Here is a 26,116-nt window from a genome sequence, read left to right on the forward strand (position 1 = left end):
TGCAGGCTCCTGTAACTCTCACTTAATATCGGACAAAACCGGAGACTGCTTAATGGGTGGACAGTGACAAATTCTGTCCTAAACTATCGTTTCACTTGAACTTTGAGCTATTACGGCCCAGCAGTTTGAATCAGGCTGTACCGGAAAAGCACTTACGCAATCGGAGGATTGTTGAGGGACGAAACAGAGGGAATACGTCGGGTCGTCGACTTTCAGTTAACTGGCTGTTTTGTATGCGATTAGGGTCGGCCTGCGACTAAAAAACGTGTTCAAGACGGACGAAAATACGGGGGTTTCTGTCGGTAACACTATCCAGCCGACGGGCGACCGAAACCCGAACATCATCGCCAAAGTAGAGGGCGCCGCCGATCGAGTGGCGCACCTCAATATTTTCGTCATTTGGTCCATGATAGCCGATTTGTCCCATATCCCAAAGTACGCTCACGGCGACATCGGTGCGGGGGAAGGTGTACCTTAGCTCCGAATTGATCATCCAGAACCTGCTCCCCATCAACTCTTTATGGCGGTAACCGTGGAGCGTACCTAGTCCGCCGAGGTAGAAGGTCCGATGGATCGGGATATCGCCCTCGCTCCCACCGATCATCCCCCGAAGCAGGAGAATGCTATAATGAGAGATCATTTGGTAACGTCGAAGGGAGGCGACAAACCGCGAGAAGTCGTAGTCCGAGGAGAAATCAGGAGATGATATCTCTCCGGAGAGAGTAAATGCCCAAGCCGAGGCGGAGAACGGATCGTTGTTTCGATTGTCGAATCCTAGCGAACCATAAACTGACGCGATCTTCCCGGTATCGATCGCCGCCGCTCCCTCTGTAAGGAGTTCGGTGGGAACGGTGGTGAAGTTCTCGGAGAAGCGTTTGTCACCGCCGAAAACGGACCAGAGGTTTCGATTGGCAGGGAGCCAGTTGGTTTCTCCGGAACGGAACCCAAGTGTTACCATCGTGTTTTTGATCGGCCGAGCCTTGGCATAGATAGAGCCACCGATCTCTTCATAGTAGTCTTTGAAGTCTTCAGTGACGGTCAGCGCATAGACGGTGTTTTCGCGATCGGAGAGGAGCCAGTCATCATCGGAGAGAAGATCGCGGTGTCCTTCAAGACCGATCGTAATGCCGTGTTTCTTTTCGATGGTCTGCTCGATCCCTCCTTTTACGCGCCAACTTGACGAGGCAAAGGCATAGCCCGCAGAGGCCCAGATCGAGGGGAGCATGGAGTCTGTGTCCTGGAAGCGGGCCGAGAGATTCGGATTGGCACCATCGACCCGATTAAAGACGAAGAACGGCTGGTAACTGAATTCGGTTAACCCACGGTTTAGGCGATGGCGGCGAAAGACCTTTTCTTCGGTGCCATTATAGGTATTGCCGTAGACTGAGGCTTTTCGTTCGACCGAAATACCACCACCAATGGTGGCGACATCGCCGCGAATCACCGCGGCCTGACCGATCGTGACTGTTCCAAACAGCGATACGACATCTTTGTTCACTTCGCCATCGACCCTGATATCACCAGTGACGGAGAAGACCATACCGCGAACAAATTCACCGCCGGCAATAGTGATCACTTCGGCGGCGGAGAAGCGATTTCCCCTCCGCTTCTGAGCGACTGGGTCTGTGGAGGAGGCGGATGTCATGAACTGAATGATCACCGCTTCGGACGAGTCGATGATCTGGAGGTCCGTAATGCGATCGTAGGAGAGAATTGAGTCGCCAATATGTACACCGCTATTATCGAACAGGGGTTTCCCCTTGATGGCCACATTCCCTGAGGTCACGGTAAGGTCGCGGCGGTCAAACTTCTGGCTTTGGGCGGACTCAGGAAGACGCACAGCGATATGGTCTTTGGTATAAAGGACTGAGAAGTACGGCTGACGATGGGGAGTGACGCTGACCTCCTTATATTCCTTGGCCTCGGCCGCCACTGAAGCAGTAGCAAGGAGAAGGGTCGAGAGCAGAATGTACAGGCCAGTCAGAAGCGGTCGCCGCATGTATCCTCCGGGTTTGCCAGACATTGAATGATGTCGGTAAGGGCAAGTCAAGCTTAAGTTATTCGCGGTAATATCGTGAACCTGGGACATACCTGTTGTACACATGCCGAGGAGGCGGCGACCGATAGTGTCTTGTCTATCGGCGGAATCTGGCCTGATAGTCGGCCAGTGCCCGGATATGGGATTCGAAGGCTATTTCAGAGGGGAGCGCGGAAAATGGGAAAAAGCGGACATCGAGTGCATCGTCATTGGCCTGCATGGTTCCGCCAAGAATGTCTGCCAGATAGAGGATCAAAACGGCATTGGAGCGGGGGTCATCGGTACCGGTATAGATCTCGAAGAGCGAAGTGAGTTTGATCGTCAGTCCGGTCTCTTCGCCAACTTCGCGGACAGCGGTAGCGCTGGGGTGTTCGTTCCATTCCATAAACCCGGCGGGGAGGCACCACCAACCAATGCGGGGTGGATGGGCGCGCTTGACCAGAAGAACCTGGTCATTCTGCACTATCACAGCGCCGGCGGCCGGAACCGGATTCTGATAGAACACGTAGCCGCACAGATCATCAGGACAATAGAGACGGACACGCCCTTCTTTGTCACCCTTTTCTAGAGTCTTTCCGCAGAGGGGGCAGAAGCGAAAGCCACAGAACTGGTTTTTGCGGGCAAAGAGCTTTTCGGGGTCAAACTGATCGTGCTTACTGGACATTGGCAATAGCACCATTGGCGCGCATTTTGAGTGCGATGATCGTGGTGTCATCCTGCGGTGGCGAGGATGGGTCAAACGCGCGAACATCAGACATCAGCATTTCGACCAGTTTTGACGGTTCATGATGTCGATTGTCGCGGACGAAATTGCGGATCCGTTCTTCACCGTATTCCACACCGTCAGCGTCCATAGCCTCAGAAAGTCCGTCGGTGAAGAAGAACAACAGGTCGCCTTCCTTCAGCGGTACCGATGCTGAGGTGAACTCCAGGAATGGAAAAGCGCCGACAATCGGGCCGCCGGTCTGGAGCAATTCCATGCCGCCATCCTTGCGAACGAGAATGGGATAGTTATGCCCGGCATTAGCGTAAGTGAAAGTTCCACAGGTGGTGTCAAGTTCGCCGTAAAAGAGAGTAACATACTTCTCGGATGACGTCGAAAGAGCTACCTGTTTGTTGACGTTCTTGAGCATCATCGGGATCGGGTTGCCGTTGTTGATCTCACTGCGGATCATCGCCTGGATCTGCGCAATCATCAGGGCGGCAGGCATCCCTTTACCGGAGGCATCGGCAATGACCATACCCCAGCGAGTGTCCCCTTTTATCGGGATAAAGTCGTAGAAGTCCCCTCCGACCGTCCGCGAAGGGATAGACTGGGCATGGATGATGGAGCACTCCAATTGCGGCGGACTGGCTGGCAGCAGGTCGAGCTGAATCTGCCGCGCCATGGTGACTTCTTCCTGCAAACGCATCCGTTCCAGCGATTCGACATACAGGCGGGCGTTGGTCAGTGCAGATACCATTTGGTTGGAGAGCACACCCAATAAGTTGAAGTCTTCTGAGGAGTAGCGATAGCCCGCCGCCTTGTTGGTCAGAGCCAGGAAGCCGAGCAGGTGCTTTGCGTCCTTCATCGGCAAGATCAGTTTGACCTTCCGCTCTTTGAGGAAGTCCGCCAATTGTGAGTCGGTCTCATACTGCGAAAGTGAGCCGAAGTGGGTTGGTGCGTCAAGCAGGTTGATACCGCGGAGCATCAGGTCTTCTCGCTGTATAACCACTCGATTGGCGTTGTCCTCGCTCGGCAGAATCGCGTATTCGCCGATCGAGTCGTCATACAGAATGAAGTAGACATTTTCCACCAGCAGCGCGGTCTTGAGCGTTTCATCGATCGTCTGGCGCAGTTGCCTCGGGTCGAACATCGAGATCACCTGGCGGGAGAAACGCTCGATGACATTTCGGTAGTCCGAACGAGTGCGCATGAACATCGAACGAATGACATTATCCACCCAGCTTGCGATCGGCTGAAAGAGGAGCAGGATCAAAGCGAGAAAAACATAGCTGATGACCTGTGCCCTATCACCAAAGAGGGGGACCAGCATCGTCTGCGATTTAACTCCGATAACGATATACCCACCGACTAGCAGTGCCGAGGCAAGCGTGTAAATGAACGATTGCCGGAAGATGAGTTGAACATCGAGGAACTGGTATCGAATAATGGCAAAGGCGAGGACACCCGCGGCCAGCACCAATCCGATCACCAGGATGGCCGAGTTGAACTGGGCTGGGACATAGCGATCGAAAAAGAGGTGGGAGAGAGTGGCGGCAAGGAAAAATCCCAGGCCGAGTCGCAAAGACCAGAGGACTATGCGCGTCTGGCTGACCAGGCGCGGTTCCTTGAGGAAACGGTGCCCGGTTTCCATGAAGTAGATCGCGGCAACCACATACAGCAGGTTGATGGAGTCGAAGATCACCTGCTCGTATGAGCGTATGACGTTCACCATCTGCAGAACGGAGGTGAACAGGTAACTGAATGGTGACAGGACGATGGTGGTGAAGCCTTCGCGAGTCGGATCAAGCTTGACCATCTCCATCAACTTATTGATGTCACCAAAGAAAAGCATGATGATGAGATGCATCGCCTGGGGGACGAAAATCAGCGTGCGGAGTCGGGTGCTGCGGAACTCCCGCATCCGATCGACCGGAAATAGCCAGGCAAAGATCAGCAGGGTCGGGAAAAACATCTCCCAGAGAGTGTGGACCTGATAGAGGGCTCGCCGGTTGAAGTCCGGGTCGGCATCGGGGCCAGTTGTGATGATGGAGCCAAGGGCGAGGAAGACGGGTCCCAGTCCGGCAAAAAAGAGCATCGCTCCGGTCGCCCGATTTATCCGGTTGACAAAGTTGTCCCGGGTAATGGTGATCGCCAGAAAGATGAGGAATCCACCAGCCGCAAAGTTGGCCAGGGTTATGAGCGTTTCACTACTCATCGTTGCCGTACGGAATCAGTTCTGCCTATATGGCCTTCGTTATCACAATGGTGGTGCCGGTTTTTTCGGCGGAGATCTCCACCTTATCCATGAGTGCCCGGACAATGAAGATGCCGCGCCCTACCTCTTTGAGCAGGTTGTCATCTTCGATCGGGTTTTCGATGACTTCAGGGTTGAATCCGTCCCCCTGATCGGCCACCGAGATCCGGACGCTGGAGTTTTCGCGCGAAATTCTGACTGTGACCTGCTTGTCGGGAGCGGATCGATTGCCATGTAACATGGCATTGTTGACCAGCTCCGAGACCGAGATGGCAATATCGGCGATCACCGATTCCGGTGCGCCATAGCCGCGGAGCGTCCCTTCGATGAACAGGTCAACATCAGCGAGGTGCTCGGTGTTGGACGGTACGATGATGGTGTCGCCTGTGATGATTGGTTTTTGCATGCTCTGCCGACTCCAAAAAAACAGGCAGACATCTGCACGCCTACCTGTCTCGTATGATGAATGGTTACTTTTTCCTGCGGTTGATCACTTAAACGTCTTGATCGCTTCGTCGACGGTGTCGTAGGCTTCAAAGACCGACACCAGCTTGGTGATGGTCAGAAGCGATTGGATCTTGTCGGTCACGTTGGCAAGCTTGAGCATGCCATCGTTGTTGCGAAGCGTGGTATACCCGGAGATGAGGATACCCAGACCGGTGGAGTTCATCCAGTCGACCTGGGAGAGATCAACGACGACTCGTTTCATATCCTGTTTGATGTACTCGTAGAGCTTATCATGGAGCAGGCTGGCGTCCGGCCCCCCCATGATCTTCCCTTTAGGTTCGAGAACGACAACGCCGTCCTGGACACGGTCGGTCAATTTCATGGTAACAGTCTCCGATGCTGAATCATCATCATTTACGATCTGCCGGGGGAGGAGTTGCCGCCCATCGGCGTCCGAACTCGCCTGTGCGAGCTAAGTCTTTAATTAGCTTGTCATTGTGGGGGAAGTCAAGGGGAAAGATGGACCGAGTTAAGATGAAGCTGATAATGGAGGTATGGCAATCGGCAAAGGACGCTAAAGCAAAGCCAGGAACTGCTCTTCGTCCAGTATCGCAACCCCCAGCGATTTAGCATTCTCCAGCTTCGAACCGGCATCAGCACCACACAGCAGGTAGTCGGTCTTCTTGGAGACTGAACCGCTGACTTTGCCGCCGTTTTCTTCGATCATCTTCTTGAAGTCATCGCGCGGGCGAGAAAGCGTACCGGTAATAACGAATGTTTTCCCGGCAAAGGTCGTTGAGCGAACGGCAGTTTTGTGAGTGGGGAACCTAACCCCCCCCTCGGCCATCCGGCGAAGCATTTCGCGATTGTGCGCGCTCTGGAAGAACTGGAAGATGTTCTGGGCGATTATCGGGCCGATCCCTTCGATCTGCTGAAGTTGCTCCAGGCTCGCGGAGGTCAGAGTGTCCATTGAGCCGAGGGCCGAGGCGAGGAGTTTGGCAACTGTTTCGCCGACTCCAATGATTCCAAGCGAATAGATGATGCGGGGAAGGTCGGTTGTGCGTGAACGGTTTATAGCCTCCAACAAATTGTCAGCTTTTTTGTCGCCAAAGAGGTCAAGCGTCAGGAGCTGCTCTTTGGTCAGGAAGAAGATATCGGCCGGGTTCTTCACGAGATTGTTAGCGATAAGCTGGCGAGCCAGTTTTTCTCCGAGCCCTTCGATATCAAAGCCGCCTTTGGAGGCAAAGTGGGTGATATGCCCCTCGAGTTGGGCAGGGCAGCCGGCATTAAGGCAGCGCCAGGCGGCTTCGCCCTCGGGACGGACAATCGGATCGCCGCAGGATGGGCAATTTGTCGGGAAAACGATCGGTTTAGTCGATTTCGGACGCTTCTCGGGGATGACTTCGATAACTTCAGGGATAACATCGCCTGCCCGACGGATGCGGACTGTGTCGCCGATACGGGCATCGAGCCGCTGGAGTTCGTCCTCGTTATGGAGGGAGGCATTGGAGACAACCACGCCGGAGACACGGACTGGCTTTAGTTGGGCGACTGGGGTGACCACACCGGTACGACCGACCGAAAAGAGAACGCCCTCTAATGTGGTTTCGGCTATTTCGGCTGTGAATTTCCAGGCAACCGCCCACCGCGGGGCACGGGAGACCTGACCGAGAGTGGCCTGTTGGGCAAAGCTGTCGACCTTGACGACCATGCCGTCTATGTCATAGTCGAGCTTTGGGCGAATCTGGTCAATGTGGGAGAATTGTTGTTCAACTCCGTCGACTCCGGAAACCAGGCTGATATGCTCGTTGACGAGGAAGCCCTCGGCCTTGAGCAGTCTCATCACTTCTGACTGACGGGTGATGCGGGGAGAGAGCTATCGGCAATACCATAGGCGTAAAAGAGAAGTGGCCGGGAGGCGGTGATTTTCGGATCAAGCTGTCGAAGCGAACCGGCCGCGCCATTGCGCGTGTTAGCGAGAGGGGCGATCCCCTGTTCTTCGAGGCGGGCATTGAGTTTCACCCAGGCAGAACGTCGCATTATCACTTCACCGCGAATTTCCAAAAGCGGGTACTTCTTTGCAGTCGCCGATGAAAGGCGGAGCGGGATATTGCGAATAGTGCGAAGATTGGCAGTGATCCCCTCGCCGGTCATGCCATCGCCGCGAGTAGAGCCAAGGGTGAAGAGGCCATCCTCATAGATCAATTCAACTGCGAGACCGTCAAGTTTTGGCTCGGTGACATACGAAATATCCGCCTCAGTGCCGAGCCCTTCATGTACACGGCGGTCAAAATCGCGGAACTCATCTGGTGTCGTCACTTTCTGAAGTGACAACATCTGGATACGGTGCGGAACTGATTGAAACTTCTTGGATGGTGTGGCACCAACCCGTTGAGAAGGAGAGTCGAGTGTCACCAGCTCAGGGTACTGCTTTTCGATTTCTACCAAGCGGTCAAAAAGCTTGTCGAAAGCGGCGTCGGAAATTGAGGGAGCATCGAGGACGTAATAGCGATGATTGTGTTCCTCAATCTCCTGCTTGAGTTTTGCGTATTCGGTGAGAGTTGATTTGGGCGCGGCCATGGGACAAATAACAGCTCAACATCGGGGCTTGTCAATCACAAGAGTGAGTGCGATAGGGACAGGTCAGCCAGTGGGTTTCCCTTTGGCGGCCAGTTCGTTGCGGAATGCGGCGATCTCCTGACCGGCGAGGTCATCAACAATGTCTGTGATAGTGATTGAACGAAGGCAATCTTCAGCGGTTGTCTGGATGATCACTGAGTTGGAGAGGCGGAAAGCACGCGCGACCGGGGACGATTCAAAAGTGATGGTGAGTGACGAGCGATCGGAGGTAGTGGAAAGGAATGGGTCTGGTATTTGACGGCGGAAATCGAGGCAGTGGATATCGGCGAAACCGATGCTGGTGGGGAGATCAAGGTTGTCGATGACATGCCATGTATGGCGCGCAGCATTGATCTCGAGGAAAAGGAGACGGCCGGCGATATCAAAATCGAGCCGGCAGTTCGGAGCTTCAAGATAGGAGAAAAAGTGCCCCTTCTCGGTGACGGTTTCGAGCTGGAGATAGAGTGAGTCTTCCTCTAGTTGATAAAAGCCCCGGCCTTGCAGAAATAGATCGGTCGGGGCTGAGATACGGAGTCGGATGCCGGGGTCGGCCATGTTACTTGAGCTCCTTCAGGCGCTCTTTTGACTGCTTCGCCTCGAGGGTGGCCGGGAATTTATCAATGACCTCCTGAAAACGCTTTTTTGCCTCCGACTTCTTGTCCATCTCCTGGAAGCACCGTCCAATCTTGTAGATTGCGCGGGAAGTGAAGTCTGATTTGGGATACGCACTCAGGAATGTCTCGAATTGGGGGACGGCCTCGGAGAATTTCGATTGTGAAAAGAGTCCCTCGCCAATCCAATACTGGGCATCGCCAATCGAAACATGAGTGGAGCAGGAGGTGATGTAAGCCCTGAGAGCAAGTATGGCATCGTCATACTTCCGTTCTCTCAACAGGCGACGGCAGACTCGAATGACTGGGTACAGGCATGATCTGCAGCGGCAACATCGGCGGCTTGATTCTGGGTCCGCTGTGTCCGAAGGCGATTGATCTCGGTCAGAAGCGTGTTGTAGTTTTCCAAAAGGTACGATAACTGCACTTGCAGTTCATCGTTCAGGTTATTGATGCTGGAGACTATCTGCTGGTCGGATTGGATGTTCAATTGAGCCAGTGAATCGAGATGCCTCAGAGCGATGTTCGCAGAGTCGTTCTGAGCCTTCAGTATGGCGATATCTGCGCGGATATCGGAGACATCGCGCTTGGTGGCGACACATCCGGCAAGGGAGATAAGCAAAACCGCCATCACGAGGACGGCGGTCACCATGTTTTGCCGAGCTTGCATGAAAAGCTCCTTTCACACAGGGAGATTGGTTACTTGATCTCCTTGATACGATCCTTTGACTGCTCGGCCTCAAGCGTATTCGGGAACTGGTCGACGATCTGTTGGAAGATCTTCTTGGCATCGGCCTTCTGTCCCAATTCCTGCTTGGAGCGAGCTAATTTGTACATTGCCCGGCCGGCGTTAACCGATTTGGGATAATTTTTTAGCATACCCTCAAACTCGGTAATTGCGTCCTGATACCGTTCGAGCGAGTATTGACACTCACCGATCCAGTAGTGTGCGTTGGCCACCGACTGATGGCGAGGACACTTGGTCAGGTAGTCGCGGAACCCGCTGATAGCCTTTTCATACTCACCCTTGCGAACGAGAATGAAAGCATCATCGTACGACTGGTCGCAGGCGGCCGAATTCGGTTCGGTTGTTGCGCCAGGTGAACTGGACGGTTGCTCCTGGACTACCGGTTTCTGACGGAGACGGGAGATCTCACGCATCAAGTCGTTGTAGTTCTGGAGCAAGGAGGCGAGCTGCTCGCGCAGGTCATCCACCGAGGTCGAAACCTCGTTGCGCAACCGCGTGTCAGCTTCGGTGCTCTGGGCGATAAGCGAATCCATGCGTGCCACAGAGCGCTGGGTCGATGCGGTCTGCTGTTCGATCCGTTCCAGGCGAACATCGAGATCTTCGATATCACGCTTGGTGACGCAGCCAGAGCCGATCAGCCCGATGAAGAGAACCGCCATCACAAGGATGGCGGCTCCAATTCGACTGGTATTGGTCATACCGGGTAATTCCATGTAGTTACTTCGAAATGATCTTAAATTCGCAGCGACGGTTCTGCGACCAGGCGGATTCATCCGAACCCGACACTGCCGGTCGTTCTTCACCATAGCTGATCACCGAGACACGATTGGCCGCGATGCCGAGACCATTCAAATACTCCATGCAGGCGCGGGCGCGTTTTTCGCCAAGCGACAAGTTGTATTCGACAGTGCCGCGTTCATCGCAATGACCTTCGATGCGGACGATGACATCCGGGAACTGCTTCAGCAGACCGGCGTTGGCATCGAGAGCAGACTTGCCGTCAGAGCGAAGGTTGTACTTGTCGAAATCGAAGTAGACGGTCTGGAATTGTGATTCCGAGATCATCGGCTTGTCGTCGACAACGGGCGGCTTGATGTCTTCCTTAGGCTGTTCGGTCGGCGGCTGAACCGGCGGAGTTTCTGTGTTCGTCGGCTTGGGTTTTGGGGGACAGCCGAAGAGCATAAAAGCGGCCGCGAGAATCATGAGGACAAGAGAGATGCGCTTCATATTTCTATTTCCCTCCGAGGTGGAAAGTTAATGTTTCAGTCCAAAATCGTAGTGTCTATGAAAGTAACCGGGACAGATTGGGCGGTCAATAAAAAAACGGGAAAATAATGACTATTATTTCGTTGCACTGATTGCACTTGCGCATTTTTTGCGCCCGGCTGACCTGCGAGTCCTGCCCGGACTACACTTCTTCGAAAGCTTATACTCCAAAACTAGCGCATTGGTCCCCAAGTGGGGTTTGTACAGTCGCCCGTGCGGGTCAGACGTCGCTGATTGCGACCGCTGATATCCGCCGTAAAGAGATCTCCGGTCCCGAGACGGGTGGACGAGAAGATGATATGCTTCCCATCCGGAGAGAAGTGGGGGTTCTCATTGGTGCCGAGGTCGGTCAGAATGCGATAGCCCTCGCCGGAAGTATCTATTGAGGCGAGGTCAAATCGCCCACGGGGAGTACGACTTACGAAAGTCACTCGGTTCCCCTTGGCGGACCAGATCGGCGAATCATTGTAGTCCCCCTCCGGGGTCAACCGACGAACATTCGCCCCAAAGATGTCCATCATATAGACCTGCGGCGAGCCGGAACGATCCGAAGTGAAGGCGATCATCTTGCCATCGGGTGACCAGGTTGGGGAAGTGTCAATTGAGCGGTGATTGGTCAGCCGTCGCACGACATTTCCCTGACGGTCCAGCAGGTAGATCTCCGAGTTACCGTCTTTGGAGAGAACGCAGGCAATCAAGCTCCCATCGGGCGAGATGGCGGGGGCGGCGACGATGCCGGGAAACCCGGCAACTTTGGTCGGTTTGCCACCATCGACAGACGTGCGATAAAGGTGTGGTTCACCCCCTAAGTAGCTGGTGAAATAGACCTCGGAGCCATCGGGAGAGAAAGTCGGCGACAGGTTGATCGTACCGGTCTTGGTTATCTGGCGTTCGTTGGCCCCATCGTAATCGGCAACAAATATCTCTTTGGCTTTCCCTATTTTTCGAATGTAGGCGATTTGTGTCAGAAAAGGACCCTGATCGCCGGTAAGCGTGCGGACGATCTCGTTTGAAGCGAGGTGTGCGACCGTTCGCCAGGCGAAGCGGTCGTTTTCGATAGTCCCTTTGGAGATCTCCTGTTCCGGAGAAGTGTCATACAGGCGCCAGATGAGGCGGAATTTGGATCCCAAGAATTCGGCTTCGAGTCGCACCAGATAATCCGCTCCGAGGCGTGCCCATCCGAGCATATCGAGCTCAGTGATCTCGTAGGTGCGAAGGTAAAAGCTGTCGATCATCACGATATCAAGTTCGCCATAGAAGTCGATATCTCGCTGTATCACGCCAGTCGCATATTGCATGATGGTTGAATCGGCGGCGGAGATATAGGTGGTGCCGACATATTTCATCTCCTCAACACCGACTTGTCGGGGCTTGACGTTGCTTGTGGAGATTGTGTCAAAGCGGCGCTGATTGAAATCTTCTTGGGCAAACACTCCGCTAGACAGGATTACGAGTAACGAAGCAACAAGAAATGTAATTAAACGAACTGACATATTACCTCGGTTCATACTTGAAGGGGACAGTAAAGCCGACTATCTCATCGGCGAATTCGCGGGGGAGTGGTGGAAACGGATTGGATCGTTCGACCGCGTTCACACAGGCCTCATCAAAGAGATCAGAGCCGGACGATTGTTCGACACTGACTTCCATCACTCGACCGGAGCGGAGGACCTGGAAGGAGAGGAGACAAACCAACGTCCCCTCAGCATCGACGGGGTTACGCCAGTTGGATGCGATCTTGTTGAAGGCTTGGTCAAACCAATAGGGATAATCGAAATTGCTGTTGTCGACCGTCGCTCCGGCAAAGGGGGAGCCGGCGGAAGTAGCGTCTGTCTCGATCTCTTTTTCCTGATAATCTTTGGCGAGGGCGGCGGCTTCTTCTTCGGGGCGGACACCGCGCTTTTTCGGCTTTGGTTTTTCAGTCTTCTTCTTCGCGGTTTTGGTCGGTATTGCCTTGGAATTAGCGGCGGGTTTGGCGACTGGCTGTGGTTGCGTTATTGCCTGACTGGGAGCGGTAGCGGCCGGTTTTTGCGCAGGCATTCCCAGGGTAGTGGATCGGACGGAGATCTTGATGACATCATCCGGGTCGATCTTCCCCTGTCCAAATGGCATAGAGATGACCGTGGCGGCGATCACCAATACGTGGAGAAGGACTGAGAGGATGATGTCGCGCTTCACGATTACCTCTTGGTGGTCGCTTTGCGCTGGCGTTCGGACTGACCGGTCACCAGACCGATATCTTCGACTCCGGCAGCTTTCACCCGACCGATCACGTCAATAGCGAATCCGTAGGCGACAGATGAATCACCGCGAATGAAAACGGACTTGGTACCTTTGGCAGCCATCTCTTTCTTGAGTGCTTCTTCGAAGCTTTCGAGTTTCGACCAGACGTCATTGATATAAATGCCGCCTTTGCGATCAATGGAGATGACCACGCCATCGGCATCCTGATCCACCGGTGCGGCATTGGTCTTGGGGAGATTAACATCGATCCCCGACTGAAGTAACGGGGCGGAGATCATGAAGATGATCAACAACACCAGGACAACATCAACCAGATTGGCGATATTGATGTCTGCCATTTGGTGGTATCCACGCTTGGGGGGGCGACGCATCAGAGCGCTTCCTTCTTGGCACGGGCGAGGAATTCGAGAATGAATCCGGAAGCGGCGTCATGCAGGAACTTGGTTTTGCTGTTGGCCCAGTTGAATCCGATTACCGCCGGAATAGCGGCGCCGAGTCCGACGATGGTGGCAAGGAGCGCTTCGGCAATGCCGGGAGCGACAACCGCGAGTGAGGCGGAGCCTCGCTCACCGATAGACCAGAAAGAATCCATGATCCCAACGACGGTTCCCAACAGACCCAGGAATGGCGCCGAGCTTGATGTAGTGGCGAGGTAAACGACCAGACGTTCGAGTTTACCCATTTCCTCGGTCATGGTTTTTTCCATGGTCATTTCGAGGATGTCGAATTCTTTGTCGGTCAGGTTTTTCGCCTGGTGATTGGGGTTCCCCGAACCGCTCAGGGCGATCAGGGATGCGAGTTCATCGGTGCCGGCGCGGTAGATACCGGCCAGGGGAGAGCGGTGATGATTTTTGGCGGCGGCCATCACCTCGTCCAAACGTCGCGCATGCCGGAAGAATTGAAGGAATTTCTCGGTATCGCGGTCGACCGACTTGAATTGTCGCCACTTGTGAAAAATGACTATCCAGGAGATGATAGACATGGTCAGGAGGATGGCCAGAATGACTAAACCAAAGGTGGATGAGTCCTGGACGATCTTCCAGACGGAGCCTTGCAGGATGATTGGGCCAAGAGTGTGAATCATAGCGATTTATACACAATTCTGCGGTAAAAGTTTGCATTTTAGTGGCTTAGCGCTAGCGCCGCCCTGTTCGCGGAGCAAGCTACGCCCCATTATATGAGAGGTCAACTAAAACCAAGCAAATGCCCGATCTGCTCCTGATTGTTTACACTTGACCGGGGACAAACTTCCCGGCTTTTTCACTGCCGGACTTACTTGTACCGAGGAGAGCAGATGAAACGGATCAGCCTGGCCGCCCTGTTATTGATGCTTGCGCTGGGAGCGGGATGCGGAACCAAAGAGGATAAAGAAGTGGATACCCCTGCGGGACATCCCGATGAACTGCGGGATTCGACACGTCTTGACCCAGCAGTTGACAGCACCAAACCTGTTGATAGCACTAATGCGACGGGTGGGGAAGCTGCGCGACCAAAGAAGAAATACCGCTTCAGCAGTTGATATATGGACTGCCTCTAAATGAAAAAGGGATCTCGTGTGAGATCCCTTTGTGATATTCGCAGAAGCGATCACCCCTCGATCATTTCGACATTGGCGCGCGGAACAATGGCCCGTTTGCCGTCATCGAATTCAACCTCAAGAATACGTGCCTTTGACTCTGATTCCAGAATCTGGAGCGGAGCGGGGAGATCGGTTACTTTGCCGAGTTGGCCGAAATACGGGTGGCGAATAACACGTATCGGCGAACCGATCTTGAGTCCTTCGACCGGAATTTCGCTTTTCGCCTGCTTTGGGTCGATCTGAGATGCCGCCGGGATCACTACTTCGGGGCGAATCACGCCGGCGCGGATCTGAGTTGCGCCGTTGATGCAGGCCATCTGCCCCTCGTGGCGCTTGAGAAGCTCAAACGTCTTCAGAGCCATGTTAATCTGACCAAACCCCTCGGTCACGACCAAAGTTGTGATAGTATCTTCGGAGCCGGTGATAGCGACGCCAATGTCGTAGCCGAGGAAGTCGCGAAGATCCTTGTCATCAAAGCCCCCGACAACAATGCCGCGAACGCCGATCTGGATCGCTTTGCGTAAGGCGGCGGCCGTCACCAGAGAGCCACCGACAATGATGTGACCTTTGTGGGCTTCGTTAATCAGATTGTCGGAAAGGACAGTTTTGTTGTCAGCAGTGACCACTTTGAGCGGACCATGGGTTTCGCCGCCGATGCCAAAGATTCCCTGCACAAACCCGGCGATGCAAGTGACCACGACACCTTCACGGGGAAGAACCTCGGTCACTTCACCCATAACATACGCTTTCACCTCGACAGGTGTGGGCAAACCCCTCTGCAGAACCTGGCCGGTGATGTGCGAGACGGACTCGATAGTGCCCTCGATGGTAGCTTCACACTTGTTTCCACCCAGAAACTTGAGACCAAAAAGCGGCTTCGACTGAGCGACCGGTTCACCAGCCTTGATCTGGTCACCGGGCTTTTTCAGCATGACGGTTTCCAGGTCTTCTGGCGGGATCCCCATCTTGTTGGCGACGTTAAGCGGCACAACCGCACCGGGAAGCAGGGTCCTGGCCACCACCGTATCCGGGGTGACTTTGTCTCCGAGTTTGACCAGCACATCTCCCTTGAGCGGAAGGATGCGGTGCTTACGGATGACCAGTTGGTCGGTTACTTTGAGTCCGGGTGTATACGCGTGGCCCATTGGGGTCCTTTCATCTCACGATTGCCGTTGTCTTTTTTTGCGTCGGGCGGCCAGGGCAATGATCAATATGACGACTACCGCGCCAGAGGTAGGCGCCCAAATAGCGGTCTTACTGCCCTTAGACTCCGTTGCTTTACTGATCTTGTCTGGGTCAGCGATCTTACTGGTCTCACGCGGAATGACCGACTGCACGTTTTCCGTCGTAAATGACGCCACTACTGAACTGAGGACCGGCAGGTTGAGGGAGAAAGCGGAGTCGGTTGCGTAGTAGAAGTAGTTCGCAATCCCGCCCTCATAGAAATGCATGACGAGCAAGGTAGCTTTCCCGCCGGATGCCGAGTCGGCTTCTTCGGACAGCACAGCGGCAGTCTTAGAACTCGGGTCCCATGCGATCTTGCCGTACGAGAGATTGTTCAGCAGAGTGGCGGAAGGTTTGATCTCGCGGGGTTTCTCGAAAGTATCTTCGAACCCGACGATGATCGAGTCGATCTGCTTGTCGGTCAGCCCCGGAAGAGTGTCGACTGTCAGGATGAAGTAGCTGTCGTGATACCACGGTTCAGAGGCAGTAGGCGCGAAAACAGCTTCGTAATCAAGCGTGCGCCGACGAGCTCCTGCCTGGCGAAGGTACGCATCGACAGTCAGGTAATCTATCTGTTTCCACTCGGCCGGATACGAGATGTAGAACTTGCCGCGAAAACTGACGAAATTTTCGGCCAGCAGGGAACCAGACAGAAGCAGGATCGAGAGACTGAGTAGGACTCTTCGAATCATTGATTCTCCCACTTTCCCGTTACTTCCCCGGGATCTCGGGGTAAATGTTAAGGTCGGTCATCCAGGTACGGAGATATTTAACGCGTTCATCCTCGGTCAATGACGAGAGGTCGAACGGCCGACCGCGGCCATCGAGAATGATCCCGACCACACCGCCGTGCAGTTCGCGTTCGACTTTGGCGCCTTTGCCTGCGCCGAGGTCGTAGTTGCGTTCCGGTTCGAAGGTTGCTTTGACAACTTTCGGGAGGCCGTTTTCCTGTATGCCGAGCGGGATCAGTTTCATTTCGAGATGGTTGAGCGTGCCGGAGACAGTGCCTTCGGGAAGCTCGATACTATATTTCATCACCGGGCCGGGTTTCTTGACTGTGCCGACGGGGGCAACACAGGTGCCGAGGTGAATGAGGCAGTCTTTTTCGAATACTTCAGTCGCGGCTTTCGGCTGGACTTCAGTCAAGACACCAAGCTGCGGCATCATGAAGATCGAGTCGACCGCGAGGCGGGTGACACCTTCGGGAAGGAAGGAGTCGATCATCATGAGGGCCGACTGCGAACGGCGCGGGGCATGCGAAAGTACACCGCCGGAGCCGATGAGCATATTCAGCGACATCATATTGACGATTGTCGCACCGGAGGCTGACTGCTCAAATGCGTCGGCGATCGTCCGCTGCTGCTGGACGCCTTTGAGGACGGTCGCGAAATTCTTGTGTTGGACGAACGCCAATCGGAGCGCTTCGCGCGCGATCGCCTGTTCGAAGATCAGTTCCTCGAGCGACTGCGGGATAGTGGTCGGGCGGATCATCTTGTTTTTGACGCGATTGCGCAGGTCGCGTTCATCCATCTTAAACGGCACCCAGCGCATCACCATCGGCAAGGTAGCCTCGGCAAAGACGTTGGAGATGGAATAGGACATACCGAGGTTAGCCGAGACGGTTCGGTTGAAGACCGGAGTTTTTGAGTCCGGGCGGAATACGGAGAAAACGTCCGTGGTCGCGCCGCCGATATCAACGCCGACCGCCTCTATATTGTAAATGTCAGCAATGGTCTGAATAATGAGTCCGACAGCGCCGGGGGTTGGCATGATCGGGGCATCAGCCCAGGACATCAGCTTCTTGTATCCCGGGGCCTGCGCCATCACGTGCTCCATGAATAACTCATGAATCTCTTCGCGGGCCGGGCCGAGGTTCTCTCGTTCAAGAACCGGGCGGAGATTGTCGACTACGCGAAGATCTACTTTGTCGGAGAGCGCTTCTTTGACTGCTTCGCGTGCGTCTTTGTTGCCTGCGTAGATGATCGGCAATTTGTAGCCAGTACCGAGGCGAGGGCGCGGGTCGGCTGCGGAGACCAATTCGGCGATCTCTACCACGTGTGTGGTTGTGCCGCCGTCAATACCACCGGAGAGCAGGATCATATCAGGGCGAAGGTGTCGAATACGTTCGATCTGTTGGTGGGGGAGGCGCCTGTCGTTGGAAGCGATCACATCCATCACAATTGCCCCGGCGCCAAGGGCGGCACGTTCCGCGGATTCCGCGGTCATTGAACGAACCACGCCAGCCACCATCATCTGCAAGCCGCCGCCGGCCGAGGAAGTCGAGATGTAGACGTCGGTTCCCACATTTCCCTTAGCGGGTGAGATGAATCGTCCCTGTTCATCGAGGATTTTGCGGCCGGACAGTTCTTCGAGTTCGTTCACGGCGTTGAGGACACCCATGGTGACGTCCTCGAATGGGGCTTCGACCGTAGTGGGTGCTTCGCCTCGGCTCAAAAGGCGATACTCGCCATTCACGAATTCGATAAGAATGGCTTTGGTGGTGGTGGAGCCGCAGTCGGTCGCGACAATGACTTTGATATCTTCAGGTTTTGCGAACTTAGCCATGAAATGGTCCGTCACCCTTTCGTAATTCCCTGCTATATGCTTAGGCTGCAATGCGATATCTGGCCCGTGTGGCAGTGCAGGCGGTGCTTTAGGCGGCCATTATAATACGAAGCACCCATGATGTAAAGCGATTTTCCCTTTCCGCCAATGGCTTAGAGGGGAGGCCCGAGGATTTTGCATTCACACAGCGGGAGTGAATCATGTGAGCACCGACAGGGTCATGTGACTGATGTAACATATTGCCAGTAAACCACTAGGCAATATGTGAAATCGATTTTCTCCTTGACTTGGAGCTCCGTGAAAAATAGATTCAGACCCAAGCCGCCGGTTGCGGCTCTTTCCGACATCGTTCGCCCAAGTACTGGTTTCTACCGGGAATTGACTTGATACGAAGCGGCTTACGAACGTCCTAGACAGCAGAGGATCGATACACACGGCGTAGGACCGATTACACAGAGCTTGGGACTAGACCATTGACTTTGCCGAAGACTCATTTCGACCACCTGTCTTATATTGTGGTCGTTTTTGTTGCCGCATTTTGCTTAAACCAGACTATCGTGAGTCCGGTTTTTGCCCAGTCTGCTGCGGTGACGGATACAGCCCAGATCATCGCTGAAATAGCCGCTCCTCCGTCAGAATTCATCCCCCCTGCACCACAGAACGTCATAGTCTCAGACAATCCCAATGACGATGGTCATGCGATTTTGATCAGGTGGGATTCGGTGGCGACCGACCAGGCTGGGTTGGTTGACCGGTACGAGATCTGGCGTGCGGCGGCAAGTAACGGCACAGCCGGCGAGTTCACGAATTTAGGCGATGTCGCCATGGGGACATACGTTTTCCGTGATGGTCAGGCCAACGAGGGTCAGTCCTACTATTACAAAGTGTATGCGGTCAATGATTCGGCCGCGAATGGTTCACCCGTCTGGGCATTGACGGCGGAATCCGAGATCGCCGGACCGGGAACGCCAGTCGCTCAGTGGTTTGACATGCAACGGATTAACGTGTTTGTCGGCGTGTTGCTGCTCTGCGCATTTATCATATTCTACATTATGCAGGCCCGTTCGGGGAAAACGCTGTTCATCCGCAAGATCGCCGGACTTGAGGCGGTTGATGAAGCCGTGGGCCGTGCGACTGAGATGGGGAGGAAGATCTACTTCATTCCCGGATCGCAGGATATGGATCAAGTTCAGACAATTGCCGGTATCACTATACTTGGTCGCGTCGCTGAAATGGCGGCGCAATACGAGACGAAATTGGATGTGCCGGTTTCGCGTTCACTGGTGATGGTGACCGCGCGCGAAGTGGTCAAAGAGGCGTATGCCAAAGCCGGACGGCCCGACTCGTTTCAGGAAGATCAGGTCCATTACCTGACTGACGATCAGTTTGGCTATGCCGCGGCGATCGACGGCATGGTGGTGCGTGAGAAGCCGGCCACTATCTTTATGATGGGGCTGTTTTATGCCGAGTCGCTGATCTTAGCGGAGACGGGGAATTCGGTCGGGGCGATCCAGATCGCCGGAACGGGTGAGCCATCCCAATTGCCGTTCTTTGTAGCCGCCTGCGATTACACTTTGATCGGTGAAGAACTGTTTGCGGCCTCGGCCTACTTGTCGCGAGAGCCGCGACAACTGGGGTCGTTAAAGGGGCAGGATGTCGGAAAGGGGCTGATCCTGGTGGCGATCATCATAGGGATACTGCTCGAGACCTTTGAAATCTGGGATTTCTCCAGTCTATTCACGGTGATACAATAGTTATGCGCAGAGAGATCCCCCTCCTCATTACAGGTATCGCCGGAGTTGTTTTCGTCATTCAGTATTTCATTCCTCACTTTCCATTCAATCGTCTCAGCAACTGGTTCTCGGACTGGTTTTCGATCGTATCCGCCTGCGCTATCTGGCTTGGCGCGCTAAACCTGATCAAGATCTCGGTGGAGAAGATCGCATACAAGCGGCACGACTGGGGATATTCGATCATTGTAGTCGGCTGTTTCCTGCTCATGCTATTTTTTGGATTCATCCATTGGCAGGACTCGCGTGAACCGGGTCTGCCGTTCATCTGGATGTATGATTACGTCTACACACCGCTGTCGGCGACGATGTTTGCTATCCTGGCATTTTTTGTCGGTTCGGCATCCTATCGTGCATTTAGGGCGCGCAATCTGGAGGCGACCTTGCTGTTGTTGGCGGCCTTTTTTGTGATGCTTGGGCGCGTACCTGTGGGGGACGTATTGACCGGGTTCCTTCCCGAGCAATTCCAACTCTCGCAGGTGGCGGCCTGGATCATGAATTTCCCGAACTCCGCGGGTCAGCGCGCCATCATCATAGGGATCGCACTGGGGATCGTTTCGGCATCGTTGCGCATCATCCTTGGGATCGAGCGGTCTCATTTGGGAGGGGAGTAGCAGATGAGCCGGCGGATTATTGAGATTCTGGTGATGGCATCGATCCTGGCAGTTACGCTGATGATCTATATTGGCCGACGTAACGACTGGTTTGGGATCATTGAACTATCGACCGGAGCCTCAATTGTCGTAATACTGCTGTTGACGGCTGGACTTGGTTGGGTGATGGTAAGAACGATCCAGGGACATCCGGCCGAACGAAGAATGGTCTTCCTGTTTATCGGCATCGCGATCACGGTTCCGTTCTTTATGTCACTTACGCAGAAGATGTCGGTTTCGCCTGAGACCACGGAGCTAATGAACGGGCTTGAAGCGCTCCCTCCGGGTTCGCGAGTGCTGGTGACGTTCGACTACGATCCGGCATCGGCGCCGGAACTTCAGCCGATGGCGGAGTCATTCTTCCGTTACGCATTCGATCATCGGTTCAAGGTGATCATCATGGGGCTCTGGCCGCAGGGACCGACTCAGGCAAATCAGGCATTGGCAGTCGTGCTGGCGGATGAGAAATACAAGGCGATGAATCTTCAGTATGGGATCGACTATGTGAATCTCGGATTTCAGTCAGGGAACGAATTCGTTATTCAGCGGATCGGGTCCGATTTTCAGTCGATGTTCCGCGTGGATTTCAGCGGCACGCCATATGATCAGATCCCGTTAGTTAAAAATATCAAGAATTTCTCCAATATCGATTATTCGTTCAATCTGTCGGCGGGGTATCCGGGGACTCGCGAGTGGGTCCTGATCGCGGTCGACCGGTACGGCCTAAAGATGGGGGCGGGGAATACAGCGGTGCAGACGACCGGAATGTACCCATATGTACGCTCGGGGCAGTTGATCGGGATTCTGGGCGGGATGAACGGGGCGGCTGAATTCGAAGAAGCCACGGGGTATCTGGGGAAAGGGACGCGCTTCATGCTGTCTCAGTCCTTTGCTCATATGATCATCATCGTTTTCATCCTGATAGGGAATGTGGCGTACTTCATGCACGAGCGGAAGCGGAAGTAATATGCAGACTGTGGCACCAACCTTCATCGAACATCTGGCGCTCTGGGTGGCCGCGTTCCTTACGCTCGGGATCATCTCGTTTCTTTATCGTGACAATCTTTGGTACAAAGTATGTGAGTCTATCTTTGTCGGCATCTCGGCCGGCTACTGGTTTGTCATGCTGTTCTGGGATAACCTGTATGGCAAGTTCTGGCTGGGTGTTTTCCCGAATCCTGGGACGGAGCGAGCAGATGACTGGTATATGCTGTACGTTGGCGTCATTCTTGGGATCATGATGCTACTGCGACTGGTGCCGAAGATCGGCTGGTTATCGCGGTGGCCGCTGGCGTTCATTGTCGGCGCGACTGCAGGGCTGAACCTGATCATCTATTTTGCGTCGAACGTCATGGTGCAGGTCGAGGATACGGTGCGACCGTTGTTTGGGATGGGGATGTCTGCCTCATTATATGACATTGTGGGAAATATAGTCGTCGCGGTCGGGACTTTCACCTGCCTTATCTATTTTTTCTTTTCAAAAGAGCATAAAGGGGCTTTCGGAGCGACGGCCAAAGTTGGTATATTCTTTTTGATGGTGACCTTCGGGGCATCGTTCGGCTATACGGTGATGAGCCGTATGTCGCTGCTGATCGGAAGAATTGATTTCCTGCTGACCGACTGGTTGAGAATCATAGGATAGGGTTGGAACGAATGAAGATAACCGGCTGGAAGACCACTGTCATAGGAGCGCTGTTGCTGGCGCTGGCGTGGTCGTATGAGCTTTCTGCTCAGCCGCCGGTCCCCGACAGTGTACAGCTAGCCGATAGTGTGGCAATTCCCCCGCCTGCCCCAGCGACCTCTCTGGTTGCCTCCGATCATAAGTATGACGATGCATCAGCGATCGAACTGAGCTGGGTACCCTCGATTGATGACCAGCTCATGGAGGGTCGGGTTACTGGGTACAAGCTGTACCGAACATCGTCAGGTGGTCAACCGAGGATGATCGCGGAGCTTCCCGCCGGATCGAATTTCTTCCAGGATGAGTCAGTCGATGGTGACTCCAGCTATAATTACTATATCGAAGCAATTTCTGCGGGATCAGTCTCCCGATCGATCGTGACGGCCTCAATCTCTCCCGAGGCTGAATGGTTCAATTTCAATCGAAAATATCTATTCTTGATAGCCCTACTTGTTTCGGTGTCGGTTATCTATTTCATCGAAACGGCACGGCGGGGGAAAGCGCTGTTTATCCGGAAGATCGCCGGCCTCGAGGCAGTGGATGACGCTATCGGGCGTGCAACCGAGATGGGACGGCCGATCCTGTTCATTCCCGGGATCCAGGATATGGACAATCCACAGACAATCGCGGGGTTGACAATTCTCGGCCATGTTTCCCGTACGATAGCAGAGTACGACACCAAGATCACCATGCCGGTATCTCGATCGCTGGTCATGACCGCTGCGCGCGAGACGATCAAAACCTCATATATGACGGCCGGACGTCCGGATGCTTATAATGATGACATGGTCAACTACATCACGGACGAGCAGTTTGGTTATGTTGCAGCAGTTGATGGGATCATGGTACGTCAGAAACCTGCAGCCTGCTTTTATCTGGGGGCGTTTTTCGCAGAGTCATTGATCATGGCGGAGACGGGGAATTCTATCGGCGCAATTCAGATCGCCGGTACGGCGATGCCAGCCCAGTTGCCGTTTTTTGTGGCGGCCTGCGATTTCACCTTGATCGGTGAAGAGCTGTTTGCAGCATCCGCGTACCTGTCCAATGAACCTAAGCAGTTGGGTTCATTGAAAGGGCAGGATGTCGGCAAAGGGGTGGCGATGGCGGTGATTCTGATCGGAGCGGTCGCGGCGACTGCCTCGGTTGCCTGGAACAGCGAATTGGCGACCTCAGTTTTTAACTTCTTAACCTCAGTCTTCCAGACGAATTAGGCAGTCCATGAAACGACAGATCCCGCTGCTTATAACGTTTATTGTCGGTGCACTGCTGATCGTGTCGGTATTCGTACCTCCGCTTGAAGGGATGCAGGAAAACTCGACCCTATTTTTTGACATTATTGCGGTCTTTGCCTTTTTCCTGGGCGGTGGTAACCTGATCCGGATACATATGACGAAAGTTGCCCGCAAAAAAGGTGACTGGCAATATTCGATCGTCACGCTCTTCGGATTCCTGTTGATGCTTTCAAGCGGTCTGTTCAAGATCGGGAATCCGGGTGATATCGCCGCACAGGTGGACGCCGCCGGCTCCTGGTTCCAGACGATCTTCTTCTATCTGATGTCTCCGCTCAATTCAACGATGTACGCTTTGCTGGCGTTTTTTGTGGCCTCAGCATCGTACCGTGCATTCAGAGCCAAAAATCGCGAAGCAACGATTCTGCTGGTTTCAGCTTTTATCATCCTTCTGGGGCAAACGCCATTCGGCACGATGTTGACCAGTTGGATGCCGGAGAAGTTTTCGGTCCTCGAGATCCCGAATATGGCCGTCTGGGTGATGAGTTCGCCCAACCTGGCGGGACAGCGAGCGATCCTGATCGGGATTGGTCTTGGTGTGGTCGGTATGGCGCTCCGCATTATTCTTGGGATCGAACGAACCTATCTTGGGGAGGATAAGGGATGATGGCACCAATACTCCCTCTGTCGCTCTTCCAGCCAGGCGTGATCATCTCGCTGGCGGTTATCGGTCTTGGTCTTGCATACCTGCTCCGACGGACATTGCTCGGGAAAGAGGTCGACCGCAAAGTCATCTTCGCTTTCATCTTTGTCGCAGTGGCGACACCGATCCTGTTCCCGATCACGTTTGAGGTCAAGGCGACCCCCATTGCGAAAGCTCTGTTTGACAAGATCGAGAGCCTGCCGGAAGGGACCAAGATCATGATCTCATATGATTTTGATCCCGCCATGGCCCCCGAAGTCTTGCCGGCGGCAAACGCGGTGGTGCGGCACTGCATGCAGAAGAATCTTCGAGTGACGTTCATCGCGATCTGGGCGACCGGTCAGTCCCTGTTGAATCAGACCCTGCAACAAGTAGTGCGAGTGGAATTCCCCGAAAAACGGGAGGGAATCGACTGGTGTAATATTGGCTACAAGGCCGGGAACGAAGGAGTCATGAACGTGATCGTGACCAATCTTCGCAAGATGTTCCCGACCGATGTCAACAGTCGTCCGCTCGACAGCCTCGATATCCTTAATGGCATTCTGAGTTGCCGTGATTTCAAGTTGATAGTCTCATTCGGCGGTGGACAGCCAGGACCGAAAGAGTGGATTCTCTATGTCGGAGACCCGGGGAATGTGCCGATCGGTGCGGGAACCGCGGCGGTCTCCGCGCCGCAGTTATATGCCTATTATCCAAAGCAGTTGATCGGACTGTTGGGCGGAGTCAAAGGGGCTGCCGAATACGAATTTGAACTGCTCACCAAGTACCCTCGCTTCAAAGAAGTTGATGCACCAGGCATCAGGATGATGGGGCCGCAGACATTGGCGCATGTGGTGATCATTGCGTTTATCGTGCTCGGAAATATCGCGTTCATGCGCGGGCGGCGGAAAGAGGGGGACAAGTGAGCAGATTGGCCTTGATCGTGACCGCCTGCATTCTCGTGCTGTTTGCGGTAAGTTGGATAGTCAAAGGGATGCAGGCCAGTGATGCCGAGGTAGACAACTATATCCTTCGCGGATTCCTTGTCACCTGTTCGGCATTCCTGACTCTGGCGATCTTGTCGTTCCTCTATAAAGACAATCCGTTTTACAAATTCGCTGAACATCTGTATGTGGGGATATCGGCAGGGTACTGGATGTCGCAGGGGTTCTGGTCGACTATCGTCGGCAACCTGATCCCGCGACTGTCCGAGTCACTCTCCGGATTTTTCAAGCAGCCCTACAATGCAGGGGAGTGGGTCGGCGGATTCTTCTATACGAACTGGATGTATTTCATTCCGGTGATCTTCGGCATCTTATTGCTGATGCGGCTCTCATCCAAATATGGGTACATCTCGCGCTGGGCGCTAGCGTTCATTATCGGGACGACTGCTGGATTGCAGTTCATTCGATATCTGCGCTCGGATTTCATAGAGCAGATATCGTCCACGTTTGTCCCGTTGCTGGTAGACTGGCAGGGGATAGGGCATTTCTTCTCGAACTTCTCACTGTCCGCGACGGGTCAATTTGTGATGATGGTCAGTAATTGGATCATCTTCCTTGGCGTGCTCTGCGGATTGGTTTATTTCTTTTTCTCAAAAGAGCACACAGGGCTCTTTGGGAAAGCGTCACGCTTCGGCATCTGGATACTGATGGTGACGTTTGGCGCTTCATTTGGCTATACGGTGATGGGACGTGTCTCACTATTAGTGGGTCGGATCACGTTCCTGTTCCGAGATTGGTTGGGAATTACAAGCTAATGATATTGCAACCGGGAAACG

26 protein-coding genes and 1 pseudogene are annotated in these 26,116 nt (G+C 54.0%); 9 read left to right on the forward strand and 18 right to left on the reverse strand.

Annotated features, from left to right (window positions below; genetic code table 11):
* Positions 1-256 precede the first annotated feature (256 nt).
* The 15 genes and pseudogenes from IPH75_02305 to IPH75_02375 form a co-directional block, all read right to left on the reverse strand.
* On the reverse strand, positions 257-1,999 hold the full coding sequence (locus IPH75_02305; GenBank protein MBK7140897.1) for a BamA/TamA family outer membrane protein: 1,743 nt from the start codon (positions 1,997-1,999) through the stop codon (positions 257-259).
* A 136-nt stretch (positions 2,000-2,135) separates the two neighbouring features.
* Positions 2,136-2,702, reverse strand: coding sequence for an NUDIX hydrolase (locus IPH75_02310; GenBank protein ID MBK7140898.1), 567 nt, complete (start codon positions 2,700-2,702; stop codon positions 2,136-2,138).
* Positions 2,692-4,959, reverse strand: coding sequence for a SpoIIE family protein phosphatase (locus IPH75_02315; protein MBK7140899.1), 2,268 nt, complete (start codon positions 4,957-4,959; stop codon positions 2,692-2,694). Before IPH75_02315 ends, IPH75_02310 begins: the two co-directional genes overlap by 11 nt.
* A 25-nt stretch (positions 4,960-4,984) precedes the next feature.
* Positions 4,985-5,404, reverse strand: coding sequence for an ATP-binding protein (locus IPH75_02320; protein ID MBK7140900.1), 420 nt, complete (start codon positions 5,402-5,404; stop codon positions 4,985-4,987).
* 84 nt (positions 5,405-5,488) lie between these two features.
* Positions 5,489-5,827: an STAS domain-containing protein gene (locus IPH75_02325; protein MBK7140901.1), complete on the reverse strand. Its 339-nt coding sequence runs from the start codon at positions 5,825-5,827 to the stop codon at positions 5,489-5,491.
* Between the two features lie 192 nt (positions 5,828-6,019).
* Positions 6,020-8,025 (reverse strand): annotated as a pseudogene (ligA, locus tag IPH75_02330) (NAD-dependent DNA ligase LigA).
* A gap of 63 nt (positions 8,026-8,088) precedes the next feature.
* Positions 8,089-8,619, reverse strand: coding sequence for a hypothetical protein (locus tag IPH75_02335; GenBank protein MBK7140902.1), 531 nt, complete (start codon positions 8,617-8,619; stop codon positions 8,089-8,091).
* Position 8,620: 1 nt separating this feature from the next.
* Entirely contained in the window at positions 8,621-8,956 is a 336-nt protein-coding gene (gene ybgF / locus IPH75_02340) for a tol-pal system protein YbgF (GenBank protein MBK7140903.1), read from the reverse strand.
* Positions 8,953-9,345 (reverse strand): hypothetical protein, encoded by a 393-nt coding sequence (locus IPH75_02345; protein ID MBK7140904.1) that lies wholly within the window; start codon positions 9,343-9,345, stop codon positions 8,953-8,955. Before IPH75_02345 ends, ybgF (IPH75_02340) begins: the two co-directional genes overlap by 4 nt.
* A 29-nt stretch (positions 9,346-9,374) precedes the next feature.
* Positions 9,375-10,121, reverse strand: coding sequence for a tol-pal system protein YbgF (gene ybgF, locus IPH75_02350; protein MBK7140905.1), 747 nt, complete (start codon positions 10,119-10,121; stop codon positions 9,375-9,377).
* A 19-nt stretch (positions 10,122-10,140) separates the two neighbouring features.
* Positions 10,141-10,650 (reverse strand): peptidoglycan-associated lipoprotein Pal, encoded by a 510-nt coding sequence (pal, locus tag IPH75_02355; protein ID MBK7140906.1) that lies wholly within the window; start codon positions 10,648-10,650, stop codon positions 10,141-10,143.
* Positions 10,651-10,862: 212 nt separating this feature from the next.
* Complete coding sequence (gene tolB / locus IPH75_02360) at positions 10,863-12,122, reverse strand: Tol-Pal system beta propeller repeat protein TolB (GenBank protein MBK7140907.1); 1,260 nt, start codon at positions 12,120-12,122, stop codon at positions 10,863-10,865.
* Positions 12,123-12,183: 61 nt separating this feature from the next.
* Positions 12,184-12,867 carry a TonB family protein gene (locus IPH75_02365; protein ID MBK7140908.1) on the reverse strand — a complete coding sequence of 228 codons (684 nt, stop codon included), beginning with the start codon at positions 12,865-12,867 and terminating at the stop codon, positions 12,184-12,186.
* A 2-nt stretch (positions 12,868-12,869) separates the two neighbouring features.
* Positions 12,870-13,304: a biopolymer transporter ExbD gene (locus tag IPH75_02370; protein ID MBK7140909.1), complete on the reverse strand. Its 435-nt coding sequence runs from the start codon at positions 13,302-13,304 to the stop codon at positions 12,870-12,872.
* Complete coding sequence (locus tag IPH75_02375; protein ID MBK7140910.1) at positions 13,304-14,017, reverse strand: MotA/TolQ/ExbB proton channel family protein; 714 nt, start codon at positions 14,015-14,017, stop codon at positions 13,304-13,306. The genes IPH75_02370 and IPH75_02375 overlap by 1 nt, the downstream gene beginning before the upstream one ends.
* A gap of 210 nt (positions 14,018-14,227) precedes the next feature.
* On the opposite strand from IPH75_02375, the gene IPH75_02380 reads away from it, so the two are divergent.
* Positions 14,228-14,452 carry a hypothetical protein gene (locus IPH75_02380; protein MBK7140911.1) on the forward strand — a complete coding sequence of 75 codons (225 nt, stop codon included), beginning with the start codon at positions 14,228-14,230 and terminating at the stop codon, positions 14,450-14,452.
* Positions 14,453-14,520: 68 nt separating this feature from the next.
* On the opposite strand, the gene IPH75_02385 is transcribed toward IPH75_02380, so the two are convergent.
* Genes IPH75_02385 through IPH75_02395 form a run of 3 tightly spaced genes read right to left on the reverse strand, consistent with a single transcriptional unit; the run spans position 14,521 to position 18,301 of the window.
* Positions 14,521-15,657 (reverse strand): hypothetical protein, encoded by a 1,137-nt coding sequence (locus IPH75_02385; protein MBK7140912.1) that lies wholly within the window; start codon positions 15,655-15,657, stop codon positions 14,521-14,523.
* Positions 15,658-15,672: 15 nt separating this feature from the next.
* Entirely contained in the window at positions 15,673-16,428 is a 756-nt protein-coding gene (locus tag IPH75_02390; GenBank protein MBK7140913.1) for a hypothetical protein, read from the reverse strand.
* A 19-nt stretch (positions 16,429-16,447) separates the two neighbouring features.
* Positions 16,448-18,301, reverse strand: coding sequence for a glutamate mutase L (locus IPH75_02395; GenBank protein ID MBK7140914.1), 1,854 nt, complete (start codon positions 18,299-18,301; stop codon positions 16,448-16,450).
* A gap of 557 nt (positions 18,302-18,858) precedes the next feature.
* On the opposite strand from IPH75_02395, the gene IPH75_02400 reads away from it, so the two are divergent.
* From IPH75_02400 to IPH75_02435, 8 genes are all read left to right on the forward strand, one after another.
* Positions 18,859-20,055 carry a fibronectin type III domain-containing protein gene (locus IPH75_02400; protein ID MBK7140915.1) on the forward strand — a complete coding sequence of 399 codons (1,197 nt, stop codon included), beginning with the start codon at positions 18,859-18,861 and terminating at the stop codon, positions 20,053-20,055.
* Between the two features lie 2 nt (positions 20,056-20,057).
* Entirely contained in the window at positions 20,058-20,705 is a 648-nt protein-coding gene (locus tag IPH75_02405; protein ID MBK7140916.1) for a hypothetical protein, read from the forward strand.
* Between the two features lie 3 nt (positions 20,706-20,708).
* A complete protein-coding gene (locus tag IPH75_02410; protein MBK7140917.1) occupies positions 20,709-21,710 on the forward strand; it encodes a hypothetical protein in 1,002 nt (333 codons plus the stop codon).
* A 1-nt stretch (position 21,711) separates the two neighbouring features.
* A complete protein-coding gene (locus IPH75_02415) occupies positions 21,712-22,386 on the forward strand; it encodes a hypothetical protein (GenBank protein ID MBK7140918.1) in 675 nt (224 codons plus the stop codon).
* Between the two features lie 11 nt (positions 22,387-22,397).
* The gene (locus IPH75_02420; protein MBK7140919.1) at positions 22,398-23,636 is read left to right on the forward strand and encodes a fibronectin type III domain-containing protein; all 1,239 of its coding nucleotides are present in this window, start codon (positions 22,398-22,400) and stop codon (positions 23,634-23,636) included.
* Positions 23,637-23,643: 7 nt separating this feature from the next.
* Positions 23,644-24,321, forward strand: coding sequence for a hypothetical protein (locus tag IPH75_02425; protein MBK7140920.1), 678 nt, complete (start codon positions 23,644-23,646; stop codon positions 24,319-24,321).
* Positions 24,318-25,262 carry a hypothetical protein gene (locus IPH75_02430; GenBank protein MBK7140921.1) on the forward strand — a complete coding sequence of 315 codons (945 nt, stop codon included), beginning with the start codon at positions 24,318-24,320 and terminating at the stop codon, positions 25,260-25,262. Before IPH75_02425 ends, IPH75_02430 begins: the two co-directional genes overlap by 4 nt.
* 68 nt (positions 25,263-25,330) lie before the next feature.
* A complete protein-coding gene (locus tag IPH75_02435) occupies positions 25,331-26,095 on the forward strand; it encodes a hypothetical protein (protein ID MBK7140922.1) in 765 nt (254 codons plus the stop codon).
* Positions 26,096-26,116: the final 21 nt, after the last annotated feature.

Source organism: bacterium (assembly GCA_016708025.1).
Lineage (GTDB): Bacteria > Zixibacteria > MSB-5A5 > GN15 > FEB-12 > FEB-12.